Origin of the sequence: Paenibacillus aceris (assembly GCF_017874035.1) — a bacterium.
Lineage (GTDB): Bacteria > Bacillota > Bacilli > Paenibacillales > NBRC-103111 > Paenibacillus_E > Paenibacillus_E aceris.
Genome location: NZ_JAGGKV010000018.1, coordinates 1 through 22,433, shown reverse-complemented (window position 1 = coordinate 22,433; position 22,433 = coordinate 1). Strand labels below are relative to the sequence as shown.

19 protein-coding genes are annotated in these 22,433 nt (G+C 47.0%); 15 read left to right on the top strand and 4 right to left on the bottom strand.

The features are described 5' to 3' along the window. Window position 1 precedes the first annotated feature (1 nt). On the bottom strand, window positions 2–1,567 hold the full coding sequence (spoVB, locus tag J2Z65_RS25645) for a stage V sporulation protein B (protein ID WP_167069235.1): 1,566 nt from the start codon (window positions 1,565–1,567) through the stop codon (window positions 2–4). A gap of 164 nt (window positions 1,568–1,731) precedes the next feature. Between spoVB and J2Z65_RS35950 the strand changes: the two genes are divergently transcribed. The 10 genes from J2Z65_RS35950 to J2Z65_RS25595 all read left to right on the top strand — a co-directional run bounded on the left by J2Z65_RS35950 (window position 1,732) and on the right by J2Z65_RS25595 (window position 14,009). Next, window positions 1,732–2,085, top strand: coding sequence for a post-transcriptional regulator (locus J2Z65_RS35950; RefSeq protein WP_167069237.1), 354 nt, complete (start codon window positions 1,732–1,734; stop codon window positions 2,083–2,085). A 100-nt stretch (window positions 2,086–2,185) separates the two neighbouring features. Further along, on the top strand, window positions 2,186–3,418 hold the full coding sequence (secD, locus tag J2Z65_RS25635) for a protein translocase subunit SecD (RefSeq protein ID WP_167069300.1): 1,233 nt from the start codon (window positions 2,186–2,188) through the stop codon (window positions 3,416–3,418). Beyond that, on the top strand, window positions 3,408–4,334 hold the full coding sequence (secF, locus tag J2Z65_RS25630; RefSeq protein ID WP_167069240.1) for a protein translocase subunit SecF: 927 nt from the start codon (window positions 3,408–3,410) through the stop codon (window positions 4,332–4,334). Before secD ends, secF begins: the two co-directional genes overlap by 11 nt. A 65-nt stretch (window positions 4,335–4,399) precedes the next feature. Further along, window positions 4,400–5,350: a cation diffusion facilitator family transporter gene (locus tag J2Z65_RS25625; RefSeq protein ID WP_167069242.1), complete on the top strand. Its 951-nt coding sequence runs from the start codon at window positions 4,400–4,402 to the stop codon at window positions 5,348–5,350. 102 nt (window positions 5,351–5,452) lie between these two features. Further along, window positions 5,453–7,897 carry a single-stranded-DNA-specific exonuclease RecJ gene (gene recJ, locus J2Z65_RS25620; protein WP_167069244.1) on the top strand — a complete coding sequence of 815 codons (2,445 nt, stop codon included), beginning with the start codon at window positions 5,453–5,455 and terminating at the stop codon, window positions 7,895–7,897. After that, on the top strand, window positions 7,894–8,406 hold the full coding sequence (locus J2Z65_RS25615; RefSeq protein WP_167069247.1) for an adenine phosphoribosyltransferase: 513 nt from the start codon (window positions 7,894–7,896) through the stop codon (window positions 8,404–8,406). The genes recJ and J2Z65_RS25615 overlap by 4 nt, the downstream gene beginning before the upstream one ends. A 231-nt stretch (window positions 8,407–8,637) precedes the next feature. After that, window positions 8,638–10,824 (top strand): RelA/SpoT family protein, encoded by a 2,187-nt coding sequence (locus J2Z65_RS25610; RefSeq protein ID WP_167069251.1) that lies wholly within the window; start codon window positions 8,638–8,640, stop codon window positions 10,822–10,824. Between the two features lie 40 nt (window positions 10,825–10,864). Then, window positions 10,865–11,305, top strand: coding sequence for a D-aminoacyl-tRNA deacylase (gene dtd, locus J2Z65_RS25605; protein ID WP_167069254.1), 441 nt, complete (start codon window positions 10,865–10,867; stop codon window positions 11,303–11,305). Window positions 11,306–11,390: 85 nt separating this feature from the next. Beyond that, window positions 11,391–11,564, top strand: coding sequence for a hypothetical protein (locus J2Z65_RS25600; protein ID WP_167069256.1), 174 nt, complete (start codon window positions 11,391–11,393; stop codon window positions 11,562–11,564). 498 nt (window positions 11,565–12,062) lie between these two features. Further along, window positions 12,063–14,009, top strand: a complete 1,947-nt coding sequence (locus tag J2Z65_RS25595) for an FAD-dependent oxidoreductase (RefSeq protein ID WP_167069302.1) — start codon at window positions 12,063–12,065, stop codon at window positions 14,007–14,009. A gap of 103 nt (window positions 14,010–14,112) precedes the next feature. Here J2Z65_RS25595 and J2Z65_RS25590 read toward each other — a convergent pair whose 3' ends face one another. Both J2Z65_RS25590 and J2Z65_RS25585 read right to left on the bottom strand, forming a co-directional pair. Beyond that, a complete protein-coding gene (locus J2Z65_RS25590) occupies window positions 14,113–14,439 on the bottom strand; it encodes a hypothetical protein (RefSeq protein WP_167069258.1) in 327 nt (108 codons plus the stop codon). Between the two features lie 325 nt (window positions 14,440–14,764). Next, window positions 14,765–15,166 carry a DoxX family protein gene (locus J2Z65_RS25585; protein ID WP_193581184.1) on the bottom strand — a complete coding sequence of 134 codons (402 nt, stop codon included), beginning with the start codon at window positions 15,164–15,166 and terminating at the stop codon, window positions 14,765–14,767. A 113-nt stretch (window positions 15,167–15,279) separates the two neighbouring features. Between J2Z65_RS25585 and J2Z65_RS25580 the strand changes: the two genes are divergently transcribed. The 5 genes from J2Z65_RS25580 to J2Z65_RS25560 all read left to right on the top strand — a co-directional run bounded on the left by J2Z65_RS25580 (window position 15,280) and on the right by J2Z65_RS25560 (window position 21,673). Further along, complete coding sequence (locus J2Z65_RS25580; RefSeq protein ID WP_167069262.1) at window positions 15,280–15,585, top strand: winged helix-turn-helix transcriptional regulator; 306 nt, start codon at window positions 15,280–15,282, stop codon at window positions 15,583–15,585. A 437-nt stretch (window positions 15,586–16,022) separates the two neighbouring features. Next, window positions 16,023–17,288 (top strand): histidine--tRNA ligase, encoded by a 1,266-nt coding sequence (hisS, locus tag J2Z65_RS25575; protein WP_167069264.1) that lies wholly within the window; start codon window positions 16,023–16,025, stop codon window positions 17,286–17,288. A 45-nt stretch (window positions 17,289–17,333) separates the two neighbouring features. Further along, a complete protein-coding gene (aspS, locus tag J2Z65_RS25570) occupies window positions 17,334–19,112 on the top strand; it encodes an aspartate--tRNA ligase (protein ID WP_167069266.1) in 1,779 nt (592 codons plus the stop codon). Between the two features lie 25 nt (window positions 19,113–19,137). Further along, window positions 19,138–19,890 carry a tRNA threonylcarbamoyladenosine dehydratase gene (locus J2Z65_RS25565; protein ID WP_167069268.1) on the top strand — a complete coding sequence of 251 codons (753 nt, stop codon included), beginning with the start codon at window positions 19,138–19,140 and terminating at the stop codon, window positions 19,888–19,890. Between the two features lie 463 nt (window positions 19,891–20,353). Next, window positions 20,354–21,673 carry a replication-associated recombination protein A gene (locus J2Z65_RS25560; protein ID WP_167069270.1) on the top strand — a complete coding sequence of 440 codons (1,320 nt, stop codon included), beginning with the start codon at window positions 20,354–20,356 and terminating at the stop codon, window positions 21,671–21,673. Here J2Z65_RS25560 and J2Z65_RS25555 read toward each other — a convergent pair. Beyond that, on the bottom strand, window positions 21,668–22,042 hold the full coding sequence (locus tag J2Z65_RS25555; RefSeq protein WP_167069272.1) for a DUF3889 domain-containing protein: 375 nt from the start codon (window positions 22,040–22,042) through the stop codon (window positions 21,668–21,670). The genes J2Z65_RS25560 and J2Z65_RS25555 overlap by 6 nt on opposite strands. Window positions 22,043–22,433: the final 391 nt, after the last annotated feature.

The following is a 22,433-nucleotide window of genomic DNA, read 5'->3' as shown; positions in this document are numbered from 1 at the left end:
GTCAGCGGATAATTTTTTTGCCCATGTTCATGAGCCGGGTTAGATCTTTCAAACTAATCAGTCGGAAAACGGTAATGAAGAACATATAAACACCAAACCCGGTGAGGGACGAGATAACAAATCGAAGCCATTCAACAGACGTCCAAGGAAGATACATGACGAAATAGCAGCATAGACCGGAGAGCGCCATTGCGGCTCCAATTTTTCCGAAATCACTGCCTTCCATGCGAAATTTCAATAAACGCACGACACTGTTCCAATGCAGAAGCGTAACGAGCACAATGTTTACATTGATGGCAAAAACCGCACCATGAATGCCAAGTTCCGGTTTGCTTGCCAGCCAATAGATGAGGATCAACTTGACGCTAGAGCCAATGAGGGTGTTGATTAAAGCGGCACCAGGCTTGTTCAAAGCTTGCAAAGTTGATTGCAGGGGCGCCTGAAAATAAATGAATATGGCGATAGGAGCCATCATTTTCAACATGATACCTACATCGGGTTGATTGTACATATACCTGCAAATAGGCTCGGCCAGTACGTACATGAGAACAGCGAACGGAGCTCCGGTTACAAGTGCCAGCTTCAAGGATTGGTGCAGACGCGCATGGATGGTTTTGATATCTTTACGGGCCGCGGCTTCGCTTAAGGAAGGTACAAGCGAAACCGATAGGGACATAGTTAGAGCGCTGGGCAGCAGGATGATGGGGATAATCATTCCTTGTAAAGCACCATATTGCGCTGTAGCCAACGAAGTAGTTATACCTGCGATCGCGAGACTTTGTGCAATTAGAATGGACTCGAATAGGTAAGAGCTTGCACCAATTAACTTACTTCCAGTAATCGGTACAGAAATACGAAGAATTCTTCGGAAATTAGCAAGCCGGCCATTCGTTTTCGTTGTGCCAATTTGGGCGGCCGGTAACTTGGGCGACGTTTTTTTATCGTACCTGAAATGGATAGCCAAGACAGCCAGTCCGCCAATTTCACCGGCAAGTACACCCATCATAGCGCCAGCGGCGGCGTACTCGACCCCGTACGGGATCATAACATAAGAACATACAAGTACCATCACAATGCGAATCAGTGTTTCCATGATTTGTGAAGTTGCTGTAGGAATCATATTTTGTCTGCCCTGAAAATAACCGCGATACACGGCAGAGATCCCTATGATGGGGATCATAGGACTCATGGTCAGGAACGTGTAATAAACACGTGTATCTGTTAACAAATGAGAGGTTATCCATGAGGCTCCCGCGACACAAGCAATTGTAAACAGAATGCTAAGACTAATCGTGATAGCTAAGGAAATTCGTAGAATGCTGCGAATTCTCGTTTCATTGCGCTCGGCTTCGGCTTCAGCAATTAGTTTGGCTATCGCTACAGGAATACCGCCTGTAATGATCGTCAGAATGACGGAAAGGAAGGGCCAACCCATATGATAAATGCCAATGCCTTCTGCGCCGATGACTCGCGGCAAAGTTATTCTAGGTATGAAGCCGAGAATACGGTTCAAAATACCCGCGGCCAAAAGAATCATCGTGCCTCTGATAAACGACTGCTTGGTCATGCCATACCCTCTTCCGATACTTGTCTTACACTATGGATATGCGAGGGCCGGTCAAGCTCATGCTAACATTTTATGGACAGGTCAAAGTTTGGCAGGAAAAAGGCAGGTGAATATCGAATGACTCAAGTGATTAATGATAAATCTGACCTTAGGAGGATCTCTCTATGAACGGAGAAGATAACGATCAAGTGCCTCATCATCCTGAGGACAAGGTGAATACACTGCTTGAGGAAGGTGAGTCCGCTCCTCCAGACGCGGAGGAGGAAGTTGAAGTTAATCTTTCAGATCTTGAACTGAATGAGGTTATCGAGAACCTTTGCTTAAGCAAAGTGGAGGAATTTGTTCTGCTAGGCTATGAACATGTCAGCGGGAAAGATATTTGGGATTGTGTAAGTGACAAATACCGTAAAACGGGCGTCCCTTCTCTTCATCAAATCGTAAATGACATTTTATCACTGAAATCGACCCAGTTTATGAACTGGATGACGATAAGCATGTATAGAGGGGCCCAATTCTAAGAATAGGGCTTATTTTTCATGAAGCGACTTAAATTGACTCGATTTTCAGACCTGTATATAATAGGCATATTGAGTATCGAAGGGAGACAAGCAAGAGATGCTGGATTGGAAAAGAATATCGTTCTTTTTTCTAACGGTTGTAATTGTTCTTGGCGCAATCGGAGCAACAAGCCCTAGACTTGTAGAACGAATCAAGCTTGGTTTGGATTTGAAAGGCGGATTTGAAATTTTGTACACCGCTGAGCCTTTGGCAGCTGGACAACCTTTAACAAAGGAAACGCTTACGCAGGCGGCGGAAAGTCTTGCCAAACGGGCTGACTCCCTTGGTGTAGCAGAGCCTGAGGTCTACCCGGAAGGATCAGACCGCATTCGTGTACGTCTTGCAGGCGTGGAGAACGAAGAAGAAGTTAGAACCTTGATGTCCAAACCATCTGTTCTTACCTTCAGAGGTCCGGATGGCACGGTCTACATGAACGGTACAGATTTCGTAGAAAACGCAGCGAAATTAAGCTACGACCCGAATACGAAACAGCCGATCGTAGAGATCAAAATGAAAAGCAGAGAGAAATTCAAGGAAGTTACGACAAAGCTGGTTGGCAGTACATTATCCATTTATTTGGATGATCAAGTGCAGTCTACGGCATCCGTTAATTTCCCGATTGACAGTGATTCCGCGATCATTACACAAACTAGTGTAGCGGAAGCGACCAAAGTGGCGAAAATGATTAACTTAGGGGCAATGCCGCTGAAGTTAACCGAAAAATACATTCAACGTGTAGATGCGACATTGGGGCAAGCATCCTTGCACCAAACAGCACGAGCAGGGCTGATTGCATCGATCCTGATTTTCCTCTTTATGGTGTTATATTACCGTGCACCAGGGCTTGTTGCAGCTTTCACGCTCATAACGTACATTTGGGTGCTGCTGGCGATCTTTGACTTTATGAATGCGACCTTGACGCTGCCGGGTATCGCTGCCCTCGTATTGGGAGCAGGTATGGCGGTTGATGCGAATATTATTACATACGAAAGAATCCGTGAAGAAATTCGTGCAGGCAAGAGCATTCTTTCTTCCTTGAAAGCGGGCTCCAAACATTCCTTCCGTACCATTATGGACGCTAACGTCACGAACTTAATTGCCGGTATTGTTCTGTATTACGTTGGGAACGGTGCAATTCGCGGTTTCGCGGTTATTACGATGCTTAGTATTATCATCAGTATCTTAACGAACGTTATTTTCTCCAGATGGCTGCTGCATCTGATCATACGAGGCAACTTGCTCAAAAAGCCAAGTTATTTCGGTGTGAAGGAGGCAGACATTCGTGGACTCTAAGAAAAAGTTTGATTTTGTAAAATCGCGTAATCGATTTTTTGGTATTTCGATTGCTATTCTTATTATTGGTCTAGCAGTCATGTTGTTCTCGGGCATGAACTTCGGCGTCGATTTCAAAGCAGGAACGAATATCGATCTTGTCGTGGGCAAGCAGTTGGACAAAGCGAAAGTGGATGAGATTCTGAAAGGTCTTATATCAAGCGGCGACGTGAAGTCGCACTACGCGGACCCGACAATCGGCGGGAATAACAGCGACCGAGTCTCGATCCGTTTCGATGATGTGCTTAATGATGAGACGGTTAATAAAATTCAGAAAGCTTTCGCAACGGCTTATAGCGCAGAAGTTTCCAAAGAAATTAACACTGTCGATCCTCAATTAGCCAAAGAATTGCTGCTCAAAGCCGTATATGCGGTAGCAATTTCAAGCGTATTGATCTGCATTTATGTCAGCATTCGTTTTGAATGGCGCTTTGCGATTGCAGCGATCATCGCTATTCTTCACGACGCCTTCATGGTTATCGCAATTTTTGCGATTTTCCGCTTAGAAATTAACTTGCCGTTCCTGGCGGCGGTTCTGACAACGATTGGTTATTCCATCAATGATAAAATCGTTATTTTCGACCGTATTCGTGAAAATTTAAGATTTGCCAAGCTCAAGACGGACGAGGACCTCGTTGCTCTGGTCAACGATAGTATTTGGCAAACGATGGCGCGAAACATTAATACCGTTCTCGTGGTATTGATAGCGGCTGGCTGCTTGTACATATTCGGAAGCGAGTCCATCAAGCTGTTCGCGCTTGCGAAACTAGTCGGACTGACAAGCGGTGCATACTCATCTATCTTTATTGCTTGTTCGCTTTGGTACCTCTTGAAAAGAAAGTCGTTACGGAGTTCTAAAAAGAAAGCTGCAGCGTAATAACCATAATAACCGGCCGCGTGAATGTTGCGCGGCCTTTGTATCCGTTCAGGGGGAGTGTCCGCGTGGAAGACGAGCGTTTTCAAAAAACGCAACTTGCTGTATGGGGCGGTATCGCCGGCAATGCAGCACTTGCGTGTCTGAAAGGTTTTGTTGGAGTTATGGTGCAGAGCTCAGCTTTGTTAGCTGACGCCGCGCATTCGGCATCAGGGGCAATAGGCTCATCCGCTGCACTCATTCGGTTGCGTTCAGATCAGATGATGCCGGAAGCATCGAATCCTCATGCAGAGAAGAAAGTTTCAGTCGCAACCATTCTGCTTGCTATCATCATTCTGGTTGTTGGTGTCGAAATGGGCATCTCTGCGATTAAAAATATGTGGGTCGCACCAGAACATTCGGACAAAAAATATGCGCTCGCTGCGCTTGGAATTTCACTCTTAGTAAAAGAAATCATGTATCAATACACGACCAGGCAGGCCAAACGATTTGGCTCTCAGGAATTAATTGCTAATAGCAGGGGACATCGTTCCGATATATACTCTACTATTGTGGCTCTCATTGGAATATTCGGCGCTGTAATGGCAAGTTATTTAGACGTATCCCTCCTTTATTATTTGGATCCGATAGCAGGAATCGTTATTTCTCTTATGATTATGAGGATGGGGTATTCTCTCGTTCAGGCAGCTTTACATAAAAAGCAGGAATACGTCCTGCAGCAGGAAGATGCTGACGATCTGATTGCCGTTGTTCAGCTGATCAAAGGTGTGATCACCGTAGATGACTTAAGGGCCAGAGAACACGGACATTATGTCGTGGTCGATATCAAAATCAGCGTGAATCCAAGGGTGTCGGTTTGGGAAGGGCATGAAGTTTCCAAAAAGGTCAAACAGCAGCTGATGAAAAGATTCCATCATGTATCAGACGTACATGTGCATGTAGCCCCTTATGATGCAGGGTATCCCTATAAGCATTCGACGGATTCAGAGCTCAGTGAGCTCCCGTCTGTCATTCATTAATTTAACCGCAAAGCTTACGAACAAAGTTTTTCCTACGGAAATATTAAGCTGATACTTACGAAGAAAGTTTTGCACAGCAAAACTCTGAGGAGGACACACCAAGTGCTAGCACCAAAGGCAAGATGGAGCATTGGAAATGCGGATGAAATGCTCATAGAAACTTTTGTGCGCGAGCTGCAGATTGACCCGCTTGTGGCCAGACTGCTTGTTCTCCGAGACATAAGAACCATACCGGATGCTGAACAATTTATGAATGGCGGAGTTCAGTATTACCATGATCCGTATTTGCTGGACGGGATGTTCTTGGCCGTAGAACGTATTCGGAAAGCCCTCCAGAACGATGAATTTATCCGAATTTATGGGGACTATGATGCCGATGGCGTCAGCAGTACCTCGCTAATGTATCATTTATTAAAAGGCTTAGGCGCCCGGTTCGATACGTATATCCCGCACCGCATTCGTGAAGGCTATGGTCTGAATCGCTCTGCAATTGATTTAGCCAAAGAACAAGGCGTCGATTTATTAATTACAGTGGATACGGGCATTAGCGCCTTTCAAGAAATAGCCTACTGTCAAGAACTAGGCATAGATGTTATTGTTACAGATCACCATGAGCCTCCAGAGCAGCTGCCCCAGGCTTTGTCCGTCATCAATCCTAAGAAACCGGGATGCCCCTATCCTTTTAAACAACTCGCGGGCGTGGGTGTTGCCTTCAAGCTGGCTCACGCTCTGCTGGATAGGCTGCCGGAAGAACTGCTTGAATTTGCGGCGCTAGGCACAGTGGCAGATTTAATGCCTCTAACGGGAGAGAATCGATTAATCGTCAAACAAGGCCTGCAGCGCATGCAAGAGTCCGTTTACGCAGGATTCCGTTCACTCATTGGTGTATCGGGTATTGAACGCAAGGAAGTGACGGCAGGCCATATCGGCTTCTCCCTTGCACCAAGAATTAATGCCAGTGGACGGTTGGAAGCTGCGGATATTGCGGTTAAACTGTTGACAACGACAGATGAAACCGAAGCGGAGCAAATTGCTTTTGAATTGGATATGTTGAATAAAGAACGCCAGCTTATCGTTGAAGAAATGGTGAAAGAAGCATTTGTTCTGGCCGAGGAGCAGCAAGCCAAAGGTATGGACAAAGTAATTGTCGTCGCGAAGGAAGGGTGGAATGTTGGCGTAGTCGGCATTGTTGCCTCCAAGATCGTGGAGAGATTTTACCGTCCGACTTTGGTGCTCAGCATAGATCCGCAGACAGGAGTTGCCAAAGGTTCGGCGAGGTCTATCACTGGCTTCGACTTACACAAGGCTCTGACAGTCTGTGAAGAGTGGCTAGACCACTATGGGGGCCATCAAGCAGCGGCAGGCATGAGTTTAAGCAGCAGTCATCTGGAGGCATTTACACATAAGCTGAATGAACTGGCTGCTGCGGCATTGACAGATCAGGATTTCATTCCGCTTTTGAAGGCTGACGCCGTTTGCAGCTTGCCGGATGTTCCGATTGCCAGCATTGAAGGGCTGGAGAAACTTGCTCCATTCGGAATGGGCAACCCAGCCCCAAGGTTCATGTTTACTGATTTACAGCTTGGCGACATCCGAACCTTGGGAAAAGAGAAGCAGCATCTGAAGCTTGCTCTCACTCAAGCGAAGGATGAAGTTAGCTGTTCGGTGGAAGCAATTGGGTTTGGCAAAGGAAGTCTGGCAGGACTCATAGCACCGGCTGCTAAGCTGGATGTGCTAGGTGAGATGTCCATCAACGAGTGGAATGGTGTCCGCAAACCCCAAATCGTTATGCAGGATTTGAAGATCACCCATATGCAGCTGTTTGATTGGCGAGGAGCCGGTCAATTGAGTGCGAAGTTGAATGTGCTTCAGAATTCTCTGGCTTCCAGCGCCGCAAACTCTCTGGTGCCGGCTATCGTTCTGTTTGACGAAACGGATGCGGGGGCTTTTGCGGCCACGGCGTTTCAAATTGGCGATGCTGTTCCCTACTGGATCGTTCAAGACAGCGGACAATTACAAGCGGGCAACGAAAGCGCCGGACAGCTTGATTTTGCCCATATGAAGGATATCATTCTGTATACGATCCCAAGGAGTATCGATAGCTTACAGAATGTTTTGCGGCAAGCTGCGGGGATGATGCGCTGCTATCCTGTTTTTGCAGAGTTGGGTCCTGACAGTGGAAGTACACTGCCATCACGCGACATGTTCAAGATGATGTACGGCACTTTGCAAAAAGAAGGTTCTTTGAATGTTCAGGATGTCCGTTTAATGGCTTCTTTTAGCAAAAGATCAGGCCTGTCGCCAGCAATGATTCAATTTATTTTATCCGTGTTTGAAGAGTTAGCGTTTGTTGAAAGACAAGGTGCTTTCGTGAAGCTAAATGCAGCTCCGGCCAAGAAAGATCTTACGGCATCCCGCATATATCAGCATAGAATGAATCGTCAGGAAGTTGAATCCATCGTGATGTATTCTTCGGCCAAAGAATTAGAGCTGTGGATTGCCCAACATATAAATAAAGAAAAACACTTATTGGAGGAAATCATATGAATTTCAAAGATTACATTCGCGTCATCCCGGACTTCCCGCAACCAGGCATCCGTTTTAAAGATATTACCACTTTGCTGCAAAACGGCGCAGTTTATAAAGATGCGATAGATCAACTGAAAGAAATGGTAAAAGAAAAGGAAATTGATGTCATTGCAGGCCCTGAAGCCCGCGGCTTCGTTATCGGCGCTCCGCTCGCTTATGCGCTTGGGGTAGGCTTTATTCCAATTCGCAAAAGCGGTAAATTGCCTGGCGAGACGATTGAAGTGGACTATGCTCTTGAGTATGGCAAAGATAAATTAGCGATGCACAAAGACGCAATTAAGCCAGGTCAAAAAGTTCTGATTGCGGATGACCTGTTGGCAACCGGCGGAACGATTCAATCCTCCATCGACCTGATTAAACAACTAGGCGGAGACATTGTAGGAGCGGCATTCTTGATCGAGCTTTCCTATCTGGAAGGCAGAAATAAGTTTGATGGTATAGATGTGGTTTCATTAGTTCAATATTAAAATAATGGGAAGAATCGAATTCTTATTCGATTCTTTTTTGTACCTCAAAATGAGCGGCAAAGATGGGATCCTTCAGAGCATTTGAGGCGAAATGATGGTTTTTGTCGAAAGTATAGCAGCGCATAGTTGACGCGGAGCCTGCCTTGCAGGCATAATGAATAAAAATCGACTAAAGATGAGCGTTTGAAAAGTTCGCTTTTTAAACAACCTCTAAAGGGAATGGGTAGATGCATGGGTATAGAGCAGCTGTTAGAGAAGGCAGCCACCTATCTGAAAGAGAATGATTTGCAGAGGATACGGGAGGCCTATGAATTCGCGGATGAAGCCCATCATGGCCAAGTGCGCAAATCGGGGGAGCCCTATATTCTGCATCCACTCGCTGTTGCAGATATACTGGTGAACATGCAGATGGACGTCACTTCCGTGATTGCCGCGCTTCTGCATGATGTCGTTGAAGATACAACAGTTTCACTGGGAACTGTTCTAGATAAATTCGGGAAAACCTGCGCAATGCTTGTTGACGGCTTGACGAAGCTTGAACGGATCAAGTTCAAGTCCAAGGAAGAGCAGCAGAACGAGAACTACCGCAAAATGTTTGTCGCCATGGCGCAGGATATTCGCGTTATTTTGATTAAGTTGGCGGATCGTCTGCATAATATGCGGACATTGAAGTACCAATCTGAGGAGAGCCAGCGCCGCATTGCAGAGGAAACGCTGGAAATTTTCTGTCCGATTGCGCATAGACTCGGTATTTCCACGATCAAGTGGGAAATGGAGGATATCGCCCTTCGGTATTTGAATCCTCAACAGTATTACCGGATCGTTAATCTTATGCAGAAAAAGCGAACCGAGCGTGAGCAGTATATCGAAGACGTGATTCACAGCATCAAAGAGAAGCTGGACGAAATGGGGATACAAGGAGACATTTCCGGGAGACCCAAACATCTATACAGCATTTATAAAAAAATGAGCTCACGCGGCAAGCAATTCAATGAGATTTATGATCTCATGGCGCTGCGCGTTATCGTCGATGGCATCAAAGATTGCTATGCTTCTTTGGGGATTATTCATACGTTGTGGAAACCGATGCCTGGGCGTTTCAAAGATTATATTGCGATGCCTAAGCCGAATATGTATCAGTCACTCCATACAACGGTCATAGGCCCTAAGGGGGAGCCGCTAGAGGTTCAGATTCGTACTTGGGAAATGCATCGGACGTCGGAGTTCGGTATCGCCGCACACTGGGCTTACAAAGAAGGCGGCTCCGTTGTCCCTTCGGGCACCTTTGAAGATAAGATGAGTTGGTTCCGTGAAATTTTGGAGCTCCAGCAAGAAACCAATGATGCTTCCGAATTCATGGAATCGATGAAGATGGACTTCTTTTCGGACCTTGTTTTTGTGTTTACGCCAAAAGGTGAGGTCATTGAACTTCCGGCAGGTTCCGTGCCATTGGATTTTGCTTACCGCATTCATACGGAGGTCGGCAATCGGACTATTGGTGCCAAAGTGAATTCCCGTATTGTACCCCTGGACCACAAGTTGAAAACAGGGGACATTATTGAAATTTTGACCTCTAAGCATTCATATGGCCCTAGCCAAGATTGGGTCAAGCTCGCACAATCTTCCCACGCCCGAAGTAAAATCAAGCAGTGGTTCAAGAAAGAGAAGCGCGAAGAGAACGTCGAAAAAGGGAAAGACATGATTGAGCGCGAGCTCAAACGGTTGGCCATCGATCCGCCGACACTGATGAGCGATGAGAAAATGCTCGAAGCGGCGAAGAAATTCAATTTTAATGACATTGAAGATATGCTGTCAGCCGTCGGGTTCGGCGGTATTACAGCCGCGCAAATATGCACGAAGCTTACGGAAAAGCTGCGCAAGGAAGCGGAAGAAGCCCAGGTGCTTCAGCTTTCTACGGAAGTTAAAGAAGTTAAGTCCCAAACCGCAACCGAACGAAAAAGCCGTCCAACCAACGGCGTGCGAGTAAAAGGCGTGGACAACTTGCTTGTGCGCTTTGCCCGCTGCTGCAATCCGGTTCCCGGCGATTTGATCATAGGGTATATTACAAGAGGACGCGGCGTGTCTGTGCACCGGTCGGATTGTACGAATATCCCCACAAGCATGGGGGAAGAAGAACGGGTCATTGAGGTCGATTGGGCGGAAGCCGTCGAATCCAATTTCAATGTGGAAATTGAGATTACGGGCCATGACCGCCGAGGTTTCTTAAACGAAGTGCTTCAGGCTGTTTCAGAATGCAAAACAATGTTATCGGCGGTTTCGGGCCGATCGGATAAAAACAAGATGGCAACGGTTCATATGACAATTTTGATCAAAAATATCGATCATCTGCAATCGGTTGTTGAGAAGATCAAACGTGTGAAAGACGTCTATTCCGTTCAGCGAATTATGCAGAGCTAAGTTTGCGGCTGCGAACGAAGGTAAGGAGATTCAGAAAACGATGAGAGTAGTAGTTCAGCGTTGCAAACGCGCCGAAGTAACCGTTAACGGTGCATCTGTCGGCCGGATCGAGCATGGACTTATGCTATTAGTCGGCATCACGCATGAGGATACCGAGCAAGATGCTAAATATGTAGCGGACAAAGTATCGGGGCTGCGCATTTTTGAAGATGAAACCGGGAAAATGAACCATTCTGTTCTCGAGACAGGCGGTCAAATTTTATCTGTATCCCAGTTTACCTTGTATGGGGATTGCCGCAAAGGGAAGCGTCCTAACTTCATGTCGGCGGCTAGACCAGAAATTGCAGAACCGCTCTATGACAAGTTCAATGAGCTTCTGCGCGCACAAGGCTTACACGTAGAAACGGGTGCATTTGGAGAAATGATGGATGTTTCGTTGACCAATTGGGGACCTGTGACATTAATTATCGACAGTAAATAGACTTCAATACGGCCTAACAAAAGGATAAGAAACTGACAGCCTGGTTATACTAAAACTGTAGATTCTTGCAGTTAGGAGCATCCAGATGCGTCAATCGATCAAACACAAAGCCATGACGGCGCCAGAGCAGCAGCTGCTGCATACAACATTTGCGGAGCGGATGAGTCAAGCACCAGCGCTAGCGGATATAGAAATTAGTGCTGAGTTCACATCCGAACAAGAAAAGTTGAAAAGCATTCCCAAAAAATCATATCGTTAATCGTAAAGCCTTGCGTGCTGACTCGACAGCCCGCAGGGCTTTATTTGTTTATAGGGAAACTACTGGCCGCTATTATGACAAAAAGATCCTTTTGCTTGAGGGAGAGGAAACTAGGGTCCGCTATTTCGCCATTTTGACACCATAGTTGGACGATGGAGGCGGAATAAGAGCCTGTAGTTCCCCTCCCCCCATGAAATCCGGCTATTTGCTTAAATAAGGGAATGGAGTTCCCCTATTAAGGGGCGGGGTATCCCTGTTTGGGACAAGCGTATGTAGCATGACGGTTCCCTCCCCATGCCCGAACAAGACAAGGACCTAGCCGCATGCTAGGTCTTTCTTATTGGAAATAGCAGAATTTCTCTCAGTCTTTAAAATGTGGTAAACTAAAAAGTGATGTTTTTTGACATAAAAATTAATCGACTGCTCAAGAAAGCTTATCAAACCTTTAACCGGTAAGCTGTATGAAAAGCAGGGGACAAGGTGGGTGCTTTCGTTTTAATGGCAAATCCGAATCGTAACAATTCCGCTTCCAAAGGATGGCTTTGGTTGATGGGGACTTTGATTCTACTGGCGGTGCTGGGAGCTGCAGCATCCTTGTATTATCAGTATAAATACCATGTCAGCGGTGGACAAAGCAAAGCGAAGCAAGAGATTGAAGAAGTGAAATCCGTGAAGAAAACGAAAGAGGCTTACGACGTCATTGTCGTGGGTACTGATCCAGAGGGGGTTGCAGCGGCAGTTTCAGCGGCTCGCAACGGATTGACGACCCTTTTGGTTGATGGACGGAATCGGGAGATCCTGGGTGGGCTAATGACGCTCGGCTGGATTAACTCCATTGATATGAATTACTCCTCCAGCAAGAACCTGTTGGGGAAGGATGATGTGTTCAACAAAGGCTTTTTCTCCGAATGGTACGCCAAAATTGAAGGGGATTCCTTCGATGTGAATACAGCTGCTAATGCGTTCTATGATTTAGTTAAAAATGAACCTAAAATCGATCTGCTGCTAAAAACGAAAAAGATCGATCCCGTTCTTTCACAAGATAAAAAGACCGTTCAAGGCGCCACAATTACGCTTGAAAACGGCAGTACGCAAGTCGTGAAGGCTGCTTCTGTCATCGATGCGACGCAGGATGGGGATTTCGCGGCAGCGGCGGGCGTACCGTTTACGATCGGGCACGAAGATATTGGTGATCCGAATTCCAAGATGGCCGTAACGCTTGCGTTTCGTCTGAAAAACGTAACGCCGGAAGTTTGGAACCTGATGGCCAAAAGGTTAAACGGTGACAACAATCCGGATACGGGTGTCAACGAAGTCAGCGTGTTCGGCTACGGGGAAATGAGCAAATACCCGCCTCTCAATAAAGAAAGAGCCAAAATGAGAGGGTTTAATATGGGTAGGGAGAATGACAATACCGTACTGATTAATGCTTTGCAAATCTTCGGAGTGGATGCTTTTGATCCGAAATCTGTGCAAGAAGCTTTTGATATCGGGAAGAAAGAATTGCCTAATATTTTAACTTATATGCAAAAGAATTTTCCGGAATTCGCAAGCCTGGAGCTTGCCGGCTCGGCACCGGAGCTGTATGTGAGGGAAACACGTCATATGCAAGGGGAATATCGACTGAATATTGTTGATGTGTGTACGAACACGGATCAATGGGACCGCATCGGATTTGGTTCTTATCCAGTTGATATTCAAAGGATTTCTCCAACGGACTCAGGGACGGTTGTTTGCAAACCTAAGCAGTATGCGATCCCATTCCGCAGCCTTGTGCCACAGAAGGTGGATGGACTGCTTGTGGTAGGACGTGCGGCTAGTTACGATACGCTGCCGCATGGCAGTGCGCGCGTTATGCCAACGGGCATGGCGGAAGGCGAAGCAGCCGGTGCTGCAGCGATGTTCGCGAAACAGGAGAAGATGACGTTCCGACAGCTCTCAGCTTCCAAAGAGGTGATTGCGAAACTGCAGGATCAACTCAACAAGCAGGGGATGGAGATTCATCCAATTACGCTCAAACCGCAGCCATTTATGGAGCATAAAGCGTACGAAGGCTTGAAAACGGCATTAATGCTTGGACTAGCTGCTGGAGCGTACGATAACAATTTCCATTTGGACGATGCGTCGAATCCGAAGCGGATGACGAATCTTGTGAGCGGTGCTAAGAAAATGAAGCCTGATGCTTTCAAAGGCGATGTTTCCCAAGCGATTGCGAAACTGGAGAACGCCGATAAAGTTCCGTTATCACTTGAGCAAGCGACGTATACGTTGACTCAAGCTTTGGGACTGACAGCTTCGTCCAAAGAATCGCAAGCTAAGCTAATGGAGAATAAGCTGCTGACAGACGCTTCCTTGAATCTCATAGCAGACAAGCAGAAGTTAACAAATGCTGACACCTATATGTTAATCAGAGATTTAAAGATTGGTTTAACGGGCAAGCCTTAATAAACACCAAATAAGAGCCTTATTGCGCCGCAGATGAATGTGGCGGTAAGGCTCTTTTCCTTTTCGAAGCCAATGGAAGTTTTTGTGACTGCGCTTACATTTTTCAGTCAGCTTCGGAAGCATCCTCATCGGCTTCCGCAGATTCTTCTGCTTCTTCTTCTGCAGAATCTTCACTATCCGCTTCGGCTTCCTCCTCGGCATCAACTTCCTCTTCTTCTTCTGCTTCCGCGTCCTCTTCCTCTTCCGCTTCGACTTCCTCTTCATCTGCAGCTTCTTCCGCTTCCTCAGCTTCGTCCGAGTCTTCAATGGCCTCTTCTTCGGCTGCTTCTTCGGCTACTTCATCTTCAACTTCAGCTTCGGTTTCGGATTCCTCAGAGAAGAGCACCACTAAATCCTGCCGTTCCTCTTGAAACTCGTTTTTTGTTGTCATTGTTACAGCCTCCTGATGATAAATTCAAGGCCATTTGCCTTGTTGTACATGTATATGTGAAAAAAAGGCTGAATATACGAGGGGAAGCAAATGAAAATGGCTGAAAATTATAGGGAAAATCGTTGTAATGAAATTGTAATTTAATTTTCATATCCCTTTAATCAAGCGTGGATATAATAAAAGTCGACCCCCTTTAATTTATATATTGTCTAGAGGCCTGCTGCCTTTGTGCGGCAGGCTATTTTCTTTTTAAAACATGCGCTGAAAAGAAAAAAAGGCTATCCATCAGGTCATTTCAGACCTTTTGAGATAGCCTATTTCGTCATTATTGAAATAAAGCGTCTAGGGAATAGTCACCTGCACCAACAAGTGCAATGCCTAGCGCCACGACAATCAGGAGCAGCTGGTACTCATACCCGTTCGAGGAAGCCCAATAGCTTTTTCCATGAACCTTTACTATAGCAACGAGCATAGTAATTATAATAAGTGCAGCTGCAAGTGGTGTCCAAAGTCCGGCAGCAAAGAGCACGCCGCCCGCAATTTCCGACAAACCGGCAAGAACCGCCATGAGAACACCGGGTTTTATTCCGATAGATTCAAAAAAGCCGCCTGTGCCTTTTGGACCATAACCGCCAAACCATCCAAATACTTTCTGTGTGCCGTGGGCGGCTACTGTTAAACCTAACACCAAACGAATAATAAGAAGACCTAATGCCACAACTAACAACTCCTCTTTAAATAAATTTTATTTAATTACTTACTTTATGTTAGTATATTATTACGCAATACTTACTTTTGTCAAGCGACTATGTTAAAATCTTTAATAAGGAGATGATTTATATGGAAGACTATCAACTGTGCCCGAAATTCGAGAATGCATTTGAACTTCTAGGAAAGCGCTGGACAGGGCTCATCGTACATGTCTTGTTGTCAGGACCGAAGCGGTTCAAAGACATATCCGTGCTTATTCCCACTATGAGCGATCGCATGCTCTCGGAGAGATTCAAAGAGCTTGAGGCTGCAGAGATCATTGTCCGACATGTGTACCCGGAAACTCCGGTTCGTATTGAGTATGAATTGACAGCTAAAGGTAAAGGACTTAAGCCCGTTATGGACGAGTTGCAAAAGTGGGCGGACCTACATTAACTAATCCAAGGAAGTTATAAGTCGAGTGGACGCTTATCTCTTGACTTTACTTCTGCCAATGTTTACAATAAACAATAATTCAATACCTTTGTGATCCGTTGAAGGGATAAAGTAATTCGCCCCCACATTATCAGAGAAGGAAGTCCAGGCTGCAAGCTTCCTATGATGAGCGAACGAAAAGACCTCCCCGAGGACCTGCTGGGAACGACATGTCGACTTATATCGACCGTCTAGTAGCGGCTAGTGCGTATTCGCGGGCGTTAACCGTAAAGAGCAGATTTCTGTTTGATATGTCTATGACATGAGAACGGGTGATCTGAATGTGGGTGGTACCACGGGTGAATTTGTTAATCAAATCTCTCGTCCCTGACGAACGTCGGGGGTGGGGGATTTTTTTGTTATATGACAAAGAACGATAGATAAGGGAGGTTGAACACATGAGCATTCAAAAGCCAAAAGGCACACAGGACCTGCTTCCCGGGGACGTGGAGAAGTGGCAGTACCTGGAAAGTAAGGCAAGAGACTTATGTCAACGATTTAATTACAAAGAAATCCGTTCGCCGATTTTCGAAAGCACGGAGCTTTTTTCCAGAGGTGTCGGAGAAACGACGGATATTGTCGAAAAAGAAATGTACACATTTCTTGATAAAGGCGATCGCAGCATTTCCTTGCGTCCTGAGGGGACAGCCGGCGTCGTTAGGGCTTATGTAGAAAATAAGCTTTACGGACTGCCTGATTTGACGAAACTGTACTATGTGGGACCTATGTTCCGCTACGAACAGCCGCAAGCAGGGCGATACCGCCAGTTCCACCAGTTCGGTATTGAGGCTTTCGGATCCGTTGATCCTAGCATTGACGCCGAAGTGATCGCGCTGGGGTACACTTTTTACAAGGAAATTGGCTTGAAAGAAGTATCCGTTGAAATTAACTCGGTAGGCACTCCTTCCGTTAGAACGGCTTACCGCGAGAAACTGCAGGAATTTTTTGCGCCAGTGAAACATTTGCTTTGCAAAGATTGTCAGTCCCGTTATGATCGCAACCCCATGCGAATTCTTGATTGCAAAACCGATCAGAAGTACGGGGAAGGCGCTCCTGAGATTCTTGACTATTTGGACGAAGAATGCTCCACGCACTTCTCGCAGGTTCAAGAGCACTTAACGGCTATGGAGATTCCATATCGCATTAATCCTCGCCTTGTGCGCGGACTTGACTACTATACGCACACTGCATTTGAATACAAAGCAGCCGGAATTGGCGCTATTGATACGATTGGCGGCGGCGGGCGCTATAATGGTCTCGTTGAGCAAATTGGCGGACATGGCACAGATCAGCCTGGCGTTGGCTTGGGATTAGGACTTGAACGCATTTTGCTAGTTCTGCAGGCGCAAGGTGTCGAAATTCCGAAGCCGGAACCGCTGGATGTATACCTAATCGGACTAGGCGAAACGGCAGAGAAAGAGGTCACCAAACTGCTGCACCAGTTAAGGGTTCAAGGCCTCAAAGCCGAGAAAGATTACCAAGGGCGTAAATTGAAGGCGCAAATGAAATCAGCAGACCGTTTTCAAGCGAAGTATGTGGCGATTCTCGGTGACGATGAATTAGCCCGCGGCGAAATTACGCTGAAGCAAATGGAAACCGGTTCTCAAGTCATTGTAAGTTTAGTGGATCTTGCCTCAAATGCCGCAAAGACACTATTCGAATAGATAGTTTTAAAATTTGATAATTACTCATGAGGAGGCAACAACATTATGATGCTCAAAACACATCATTGCGGGCAGCTAACGAAAGCCCAGGTAGGACAGACTGTAATTTTAAACGGGTGGGTACAAAGAAGACGTGACCTTGGTGGCGTTCTCTTTATTGATCTTCGTGACCGCAGCGGACTTGTACAGACCGTATTTAACCCGGATTTCTCAGGGGACGCTCTAGCTATTGCTGACCGTGCGCGTAATGAATATGTGCTTGCTGTAAAAGGGAAAGTCGTAGAACGCGACGCGGAGACGGTTAACAAAAATATCCCAACCGGTGAAATTGAAATTCAAGTGACAGAAATCGAAATCATGAACGCTGCCAAAACACCTCCATTCTTCATCGAAGATGGTGTAGAAGTGGATGAAGCGGTTCGTTTGAAATACCGTTACTTGGATCTTCGTCGTCCAGAAATGCAAAGAACGTTAATGCTTCGCTCGAAAGCATCCAAAATTTTCCGCAATTTCTTGGATGACCAAGGATTTGTAGAAGTTGAAACACCTATTTTGACGAAAAGCACGCCGGAAGGCGCTCGCGATTACTTGGTGCCAAGCCGTGTTCATCCAGGCGAGTTTTTCGCGCTTCCGCAATCACCGCAAATTTTCAAACAGTTGTTAATGGTTAGTGGTTTGGAGCGTTACTACCAAATCGCACGTTGTTTCCGCGATGAAGATCTTCGTGCAGACCGTCAACCGGAATTTACGCAAGTCGACATTGAGACTTCCTTCTTATCACAGGATCAGCTTCTGGACATTTTGGAAGAACTAGTCGTTAACCTAATGAGAGAAACCGCACAAGTAGAAATTCCTCGTCCATTCCAGCGTATTACGCATGCGGATGCGATGGCGAAATATGGTTCAGATAAACCGGACCTGCGTTTCGGGCTAGAGCTTCAGGACGTATCGGATATCGTTCAAACTTCTGGCGTTCAAGTATTTGCGAATGTGGTTAAAAGCGGCGGCCAAGTCAAAGCGTTGAACGCAAAAGGCTGCGGCACTTGGAGCCGTAAAGAAATCGACGACTTGCTGCCATTCGCAGCGCGTTACGGAGCCAAAGGCTTGGCATGGATTCAGGTCAAAGACGGCGAATTCAAAGGGCCTATCGTGAAATTCTTCAATGAAGCCGAAATCGCAGCATTGACGGAGCGTCTAGGCGCTGAAGAAGGGGATTTGCTTCTTTTCTCCGCAGATAAGAAAAAAGTCGTAGCCGATGTCCTAGGAAACCTTCGTCTGAAAATCGGTCGTCAACTCGGACTTATCGATGATTCGACATTCAAGTATGCATGGGTTGTTGACTTCCCACTTCTTGGATATGACGAAGAGGCGAAACGTTATGTAGCAGAACACCATCCGTTCACGCGTCCGAACGAAGACGACATTCATTTCTTCGATACAGACCCTGGTCAAATTCGTGCTCAAGCGTATGACCTTGTTTTGAACGGCTATGAAGTAGGCGGCGGTTCGATGCGTATTTACCAACGCGAGGTACAAGAAAAAATGTTCGGAGCTCTCGGTTTCTCCAAAGAAGAAGCGACGGAGAAATTCGGCTTCTTGCTTGAAGCTTTCGAATATGGAACGCCTCCGCATGGCGGCTTTGCATTCGGTTTCGACCGTTTGGTCATGCTGATTACTGGCCGTACTAACTTGAGAGAAACGATTGCATTCCCGAAAACAGCCAGCGCTACGGACCTGTTGATGGATGCGCCGGGAACTGTAGATGACAAACAGCTTGAGCAGCTGTCGATTCGCTTAGCGCTTAAGCAACCTGCTAAAGCCTAAGAACATTGAAAGAGGAAGTGTTTCTATGCTTCACCAATTTTCGCGGACTGAACTAGCCATTGGGCCTGAAGGCCTGGAAATCATGAAAAACAGCACCGTCGCCGTATTGGGTATCGGCGGTGTAGGTTCAATTGCTGCAGAAGCGCTCGCGCGTACAGGGGTCGGACGCCTTATTCTGATCGACAAGGATGTTGTTGATATCACGAATATTAACCGTCAGATTCATGCCCTTACAACGACCGTAGGACAGCCTAAGGCCGACCTGATGCGGGATCGCATCAAATTAATTAACCCGGAATGCGATGTTGTCTCCATGCGGATGTTTTATACAGAGGAAACGTATGAGGAAGTATTTGCTCATCACATCGACTACGTGCTCGATGCAAGCGACACTATTTCCTATAAGATTCATCTGATCAAGCAGTGCTTGGAGCGGAAAATTCCGATCATCTCCAGTATGGGCGCCGCGAACAAAATGGACCCTTCGCAGTTTAAAGTTGCGGATATCTCCAAAACGAGCATGGACCCGATCGCCCGGGTTGTGCGCCAAAAGCTGCGCAAAGAAGGCATCAAGAAAGGCGTCAAGGTCGTCTTCTCGACCGAAGAGCCAATGAAGCCGCGTGAGGACGTAACGCAGCAAATCGTACCCGCGAATGCGCCGGAAATTCGCAAAGCGAAGCAGCCTCCGGCAAGTAACGCATTCGTTCCTCCAGTGGCTGGTTTGATCATGGTGAGTGTAGCCGTGAAGGATCTGCTTGAGATCGGATTGAAGAAATAAGGTTTAGTGGAAGAGGGCCATCCCGAAAGTAGAATATTCTACTTCGGGATGGCCTTCTGTGCGTTTGGCAGCATCTACAAGCTTGCTAATGTGAGCTACGGGGGGCTAATTGAACAAAATAGGCTGTTTCCTGCTTCTAGGGGAACTACAGGGTCTAATTTGCCGCTAAAAAGCTTGCTATTAAGCTGATTTGGTGAAATAAAGGACCGTAGTTCCCTGCGTCAAGTGAAATCTGTGATTTCATGGAAAATAGCGGAACGTAGTTCTCCGCCATTCAGAATTGGGCGCTTGCAAGCGTCAGGAGGGGGAGAAGGCTAACTTTAGACAGGAGTGTTCGACTGGTACTCGAAGAAGTTGGAGCCGATGAGCGGAAGGCCAATCCCACACAAGACATGACAGTCTAACCCATGCGGGGTATAATGAAACATGTCTCTTTAAACCCAAAAGCAAAGGAATAACCATTATGGACTTGTTTACATATGCCTCATCACAAGAACCTACAGGAAAGCTGCTAGCCGACCGCATGCGCCCAACAACGCTGGACGAGTATATCGGCCAGGAGCAAATTGTCGGCAAAGGGAAGCTGCTGCGCAGAGCCATTGAAGCCGATCAAGTAAGCTCCATCCTGCTTTATGGTCCGCCAGGCACGGGTAAAACCACTCTTGCCAATATTATTGCGAACCGGACAAAGGGAGAGTTCATGAAGCTGAACGCCGTTGATGCTTCGGTCAAAGACGTGCGGGAGATTATCGAGCTGGCGAAGACCAACAAAGCGATGTACGGACGCAAGACGATCTTGTTCCTGGACGAGGTGCATCGCTTCAACACCTCGCGGCAGGATGCGCTGCTGCCAGCTGTGGAGCAGGGCATCCTCATCTTCATCGGGGCGACCACAGAGAACCCGTTTCACCATGTGAACGGGGCTCTGCTGTCGCGCTCGACGCTGTTTCAGCTCGAGCCCCTCACGGCGGAGCATGCGCTCATCGCCATGCGAAGAGCCATCGCCGACCCCGTCAAGGGGCTCGGCTTCATGCGCCTCCACGTGGACGAGGAGGCGCTGGAGCACATCGCGCGGATGGCCGTTGGCGACATCCGCCGCTCTTTGAACGCGCTGGAGCTGGCAGCGCTGACGACATCTCCCGAACCTGACGGTACGGTTCGGATCACGCTTGAGGTGGCGGAAGAGTCGATCCGCCGCCCGATCGTGAAAGCGGACGAGTCGACGCAATACGACGTCTTGTCCGCTTTTCACAAGAGCGTGCGCGGCTCCAGTGATGCCGCGCTGTTCTGGTTCTTGTATGCCGTCGAGAAGCTCGGCATGGATCCCATGACGTTCCTGCGGCGGCTCATCGTCGCCAGCAGCGAAGACATCGGCCTTGCCAACCCGCAGGCGATGGTTCAATCAGTGACGGCCATGGATGCTTACCACAAGATCGGCTGGCCGGAATCGAAGTACGTCATTTCCCAGGCAATTTTATTCGCCGTAGAAAGTCCCAAATCGAATTCGATCCCGATTGCCATTTCCCGTGCAGAACAGTTGATGGAGCGCGTAAAGTCTGCAGATGTGCCGCTTCATTTGCGCGATACGCACTATAAAGGAGCAGAGAAGCTCGGGCACAAAGGATATATGTATCCGCATAATTATCCAGGTCATTATGTGCAGCAGCAATATTTGCCGGACGAAATCAAACATGAAATCATCTTTGCAGCCAGCGAGCAGGGGACGGAAGAGAAGATGAAGCAAAATCAACAAAAAAGAAGAGGGAGACCTGCAGATCTATAGGATCTGTAAGTTCCTTCTTCTTTCTTGTTCCATATCGATGGTAAAAAGCTTCTCCGACACAGGATCATATCGAATAGACACAATTAGCGGAAACTCCACGTCCTTATGTCTAACCCAGAAGCGAAATTGCTGTTGATCTACCCCCGCAGCTACGTGAGAATGACCCAAGTACCTGTAGTCTAGCAATGTGTATACTTTACCGGCCTCATGAAAGGCAAGGCGGCTCCATTTGGCATATTGGGGATCGGGTTCTAGTGCTTGGACGGTTTGCTGAGCTATGGCTTCAGAGATATCCTTATCTATGCACGCTTGTGCTGTGCTGCACCAACTAAGTCCGATAAGGAGAAGTACGGCTGAAATTTTACTCATTCGCTCACACCTTTCGCTCTTATCGTTTGCGTCAGAATGAGGCTGCATACTCGCAGACGATGAGGTAAATTTGGGCACTTTTTGCAGATTGAGGACTGACGAATCAAGCAGTTTCCTCCCTAAATGTCGAGAGTGGAACGTTAATTGACTTTGGAGAATCGAAGGGAACTACGATCCTCTATTCTCCGGATAACTCGCCTCATCTGCTGATTGGAGGGAACTAGAGGCCACTATTTCCCCAATATTGGCCGAAAAGCAGGGTTATGAGAGCAAATAAAACCCCATAGTTCCGTCTAGCTATTAAGCCCCCTAATTAAATTGGAGAGTACCATGGGAAATAAGGTACTATTCATATAAAGGGAGGCGAGCGGAATGAGACAACGTAACAACG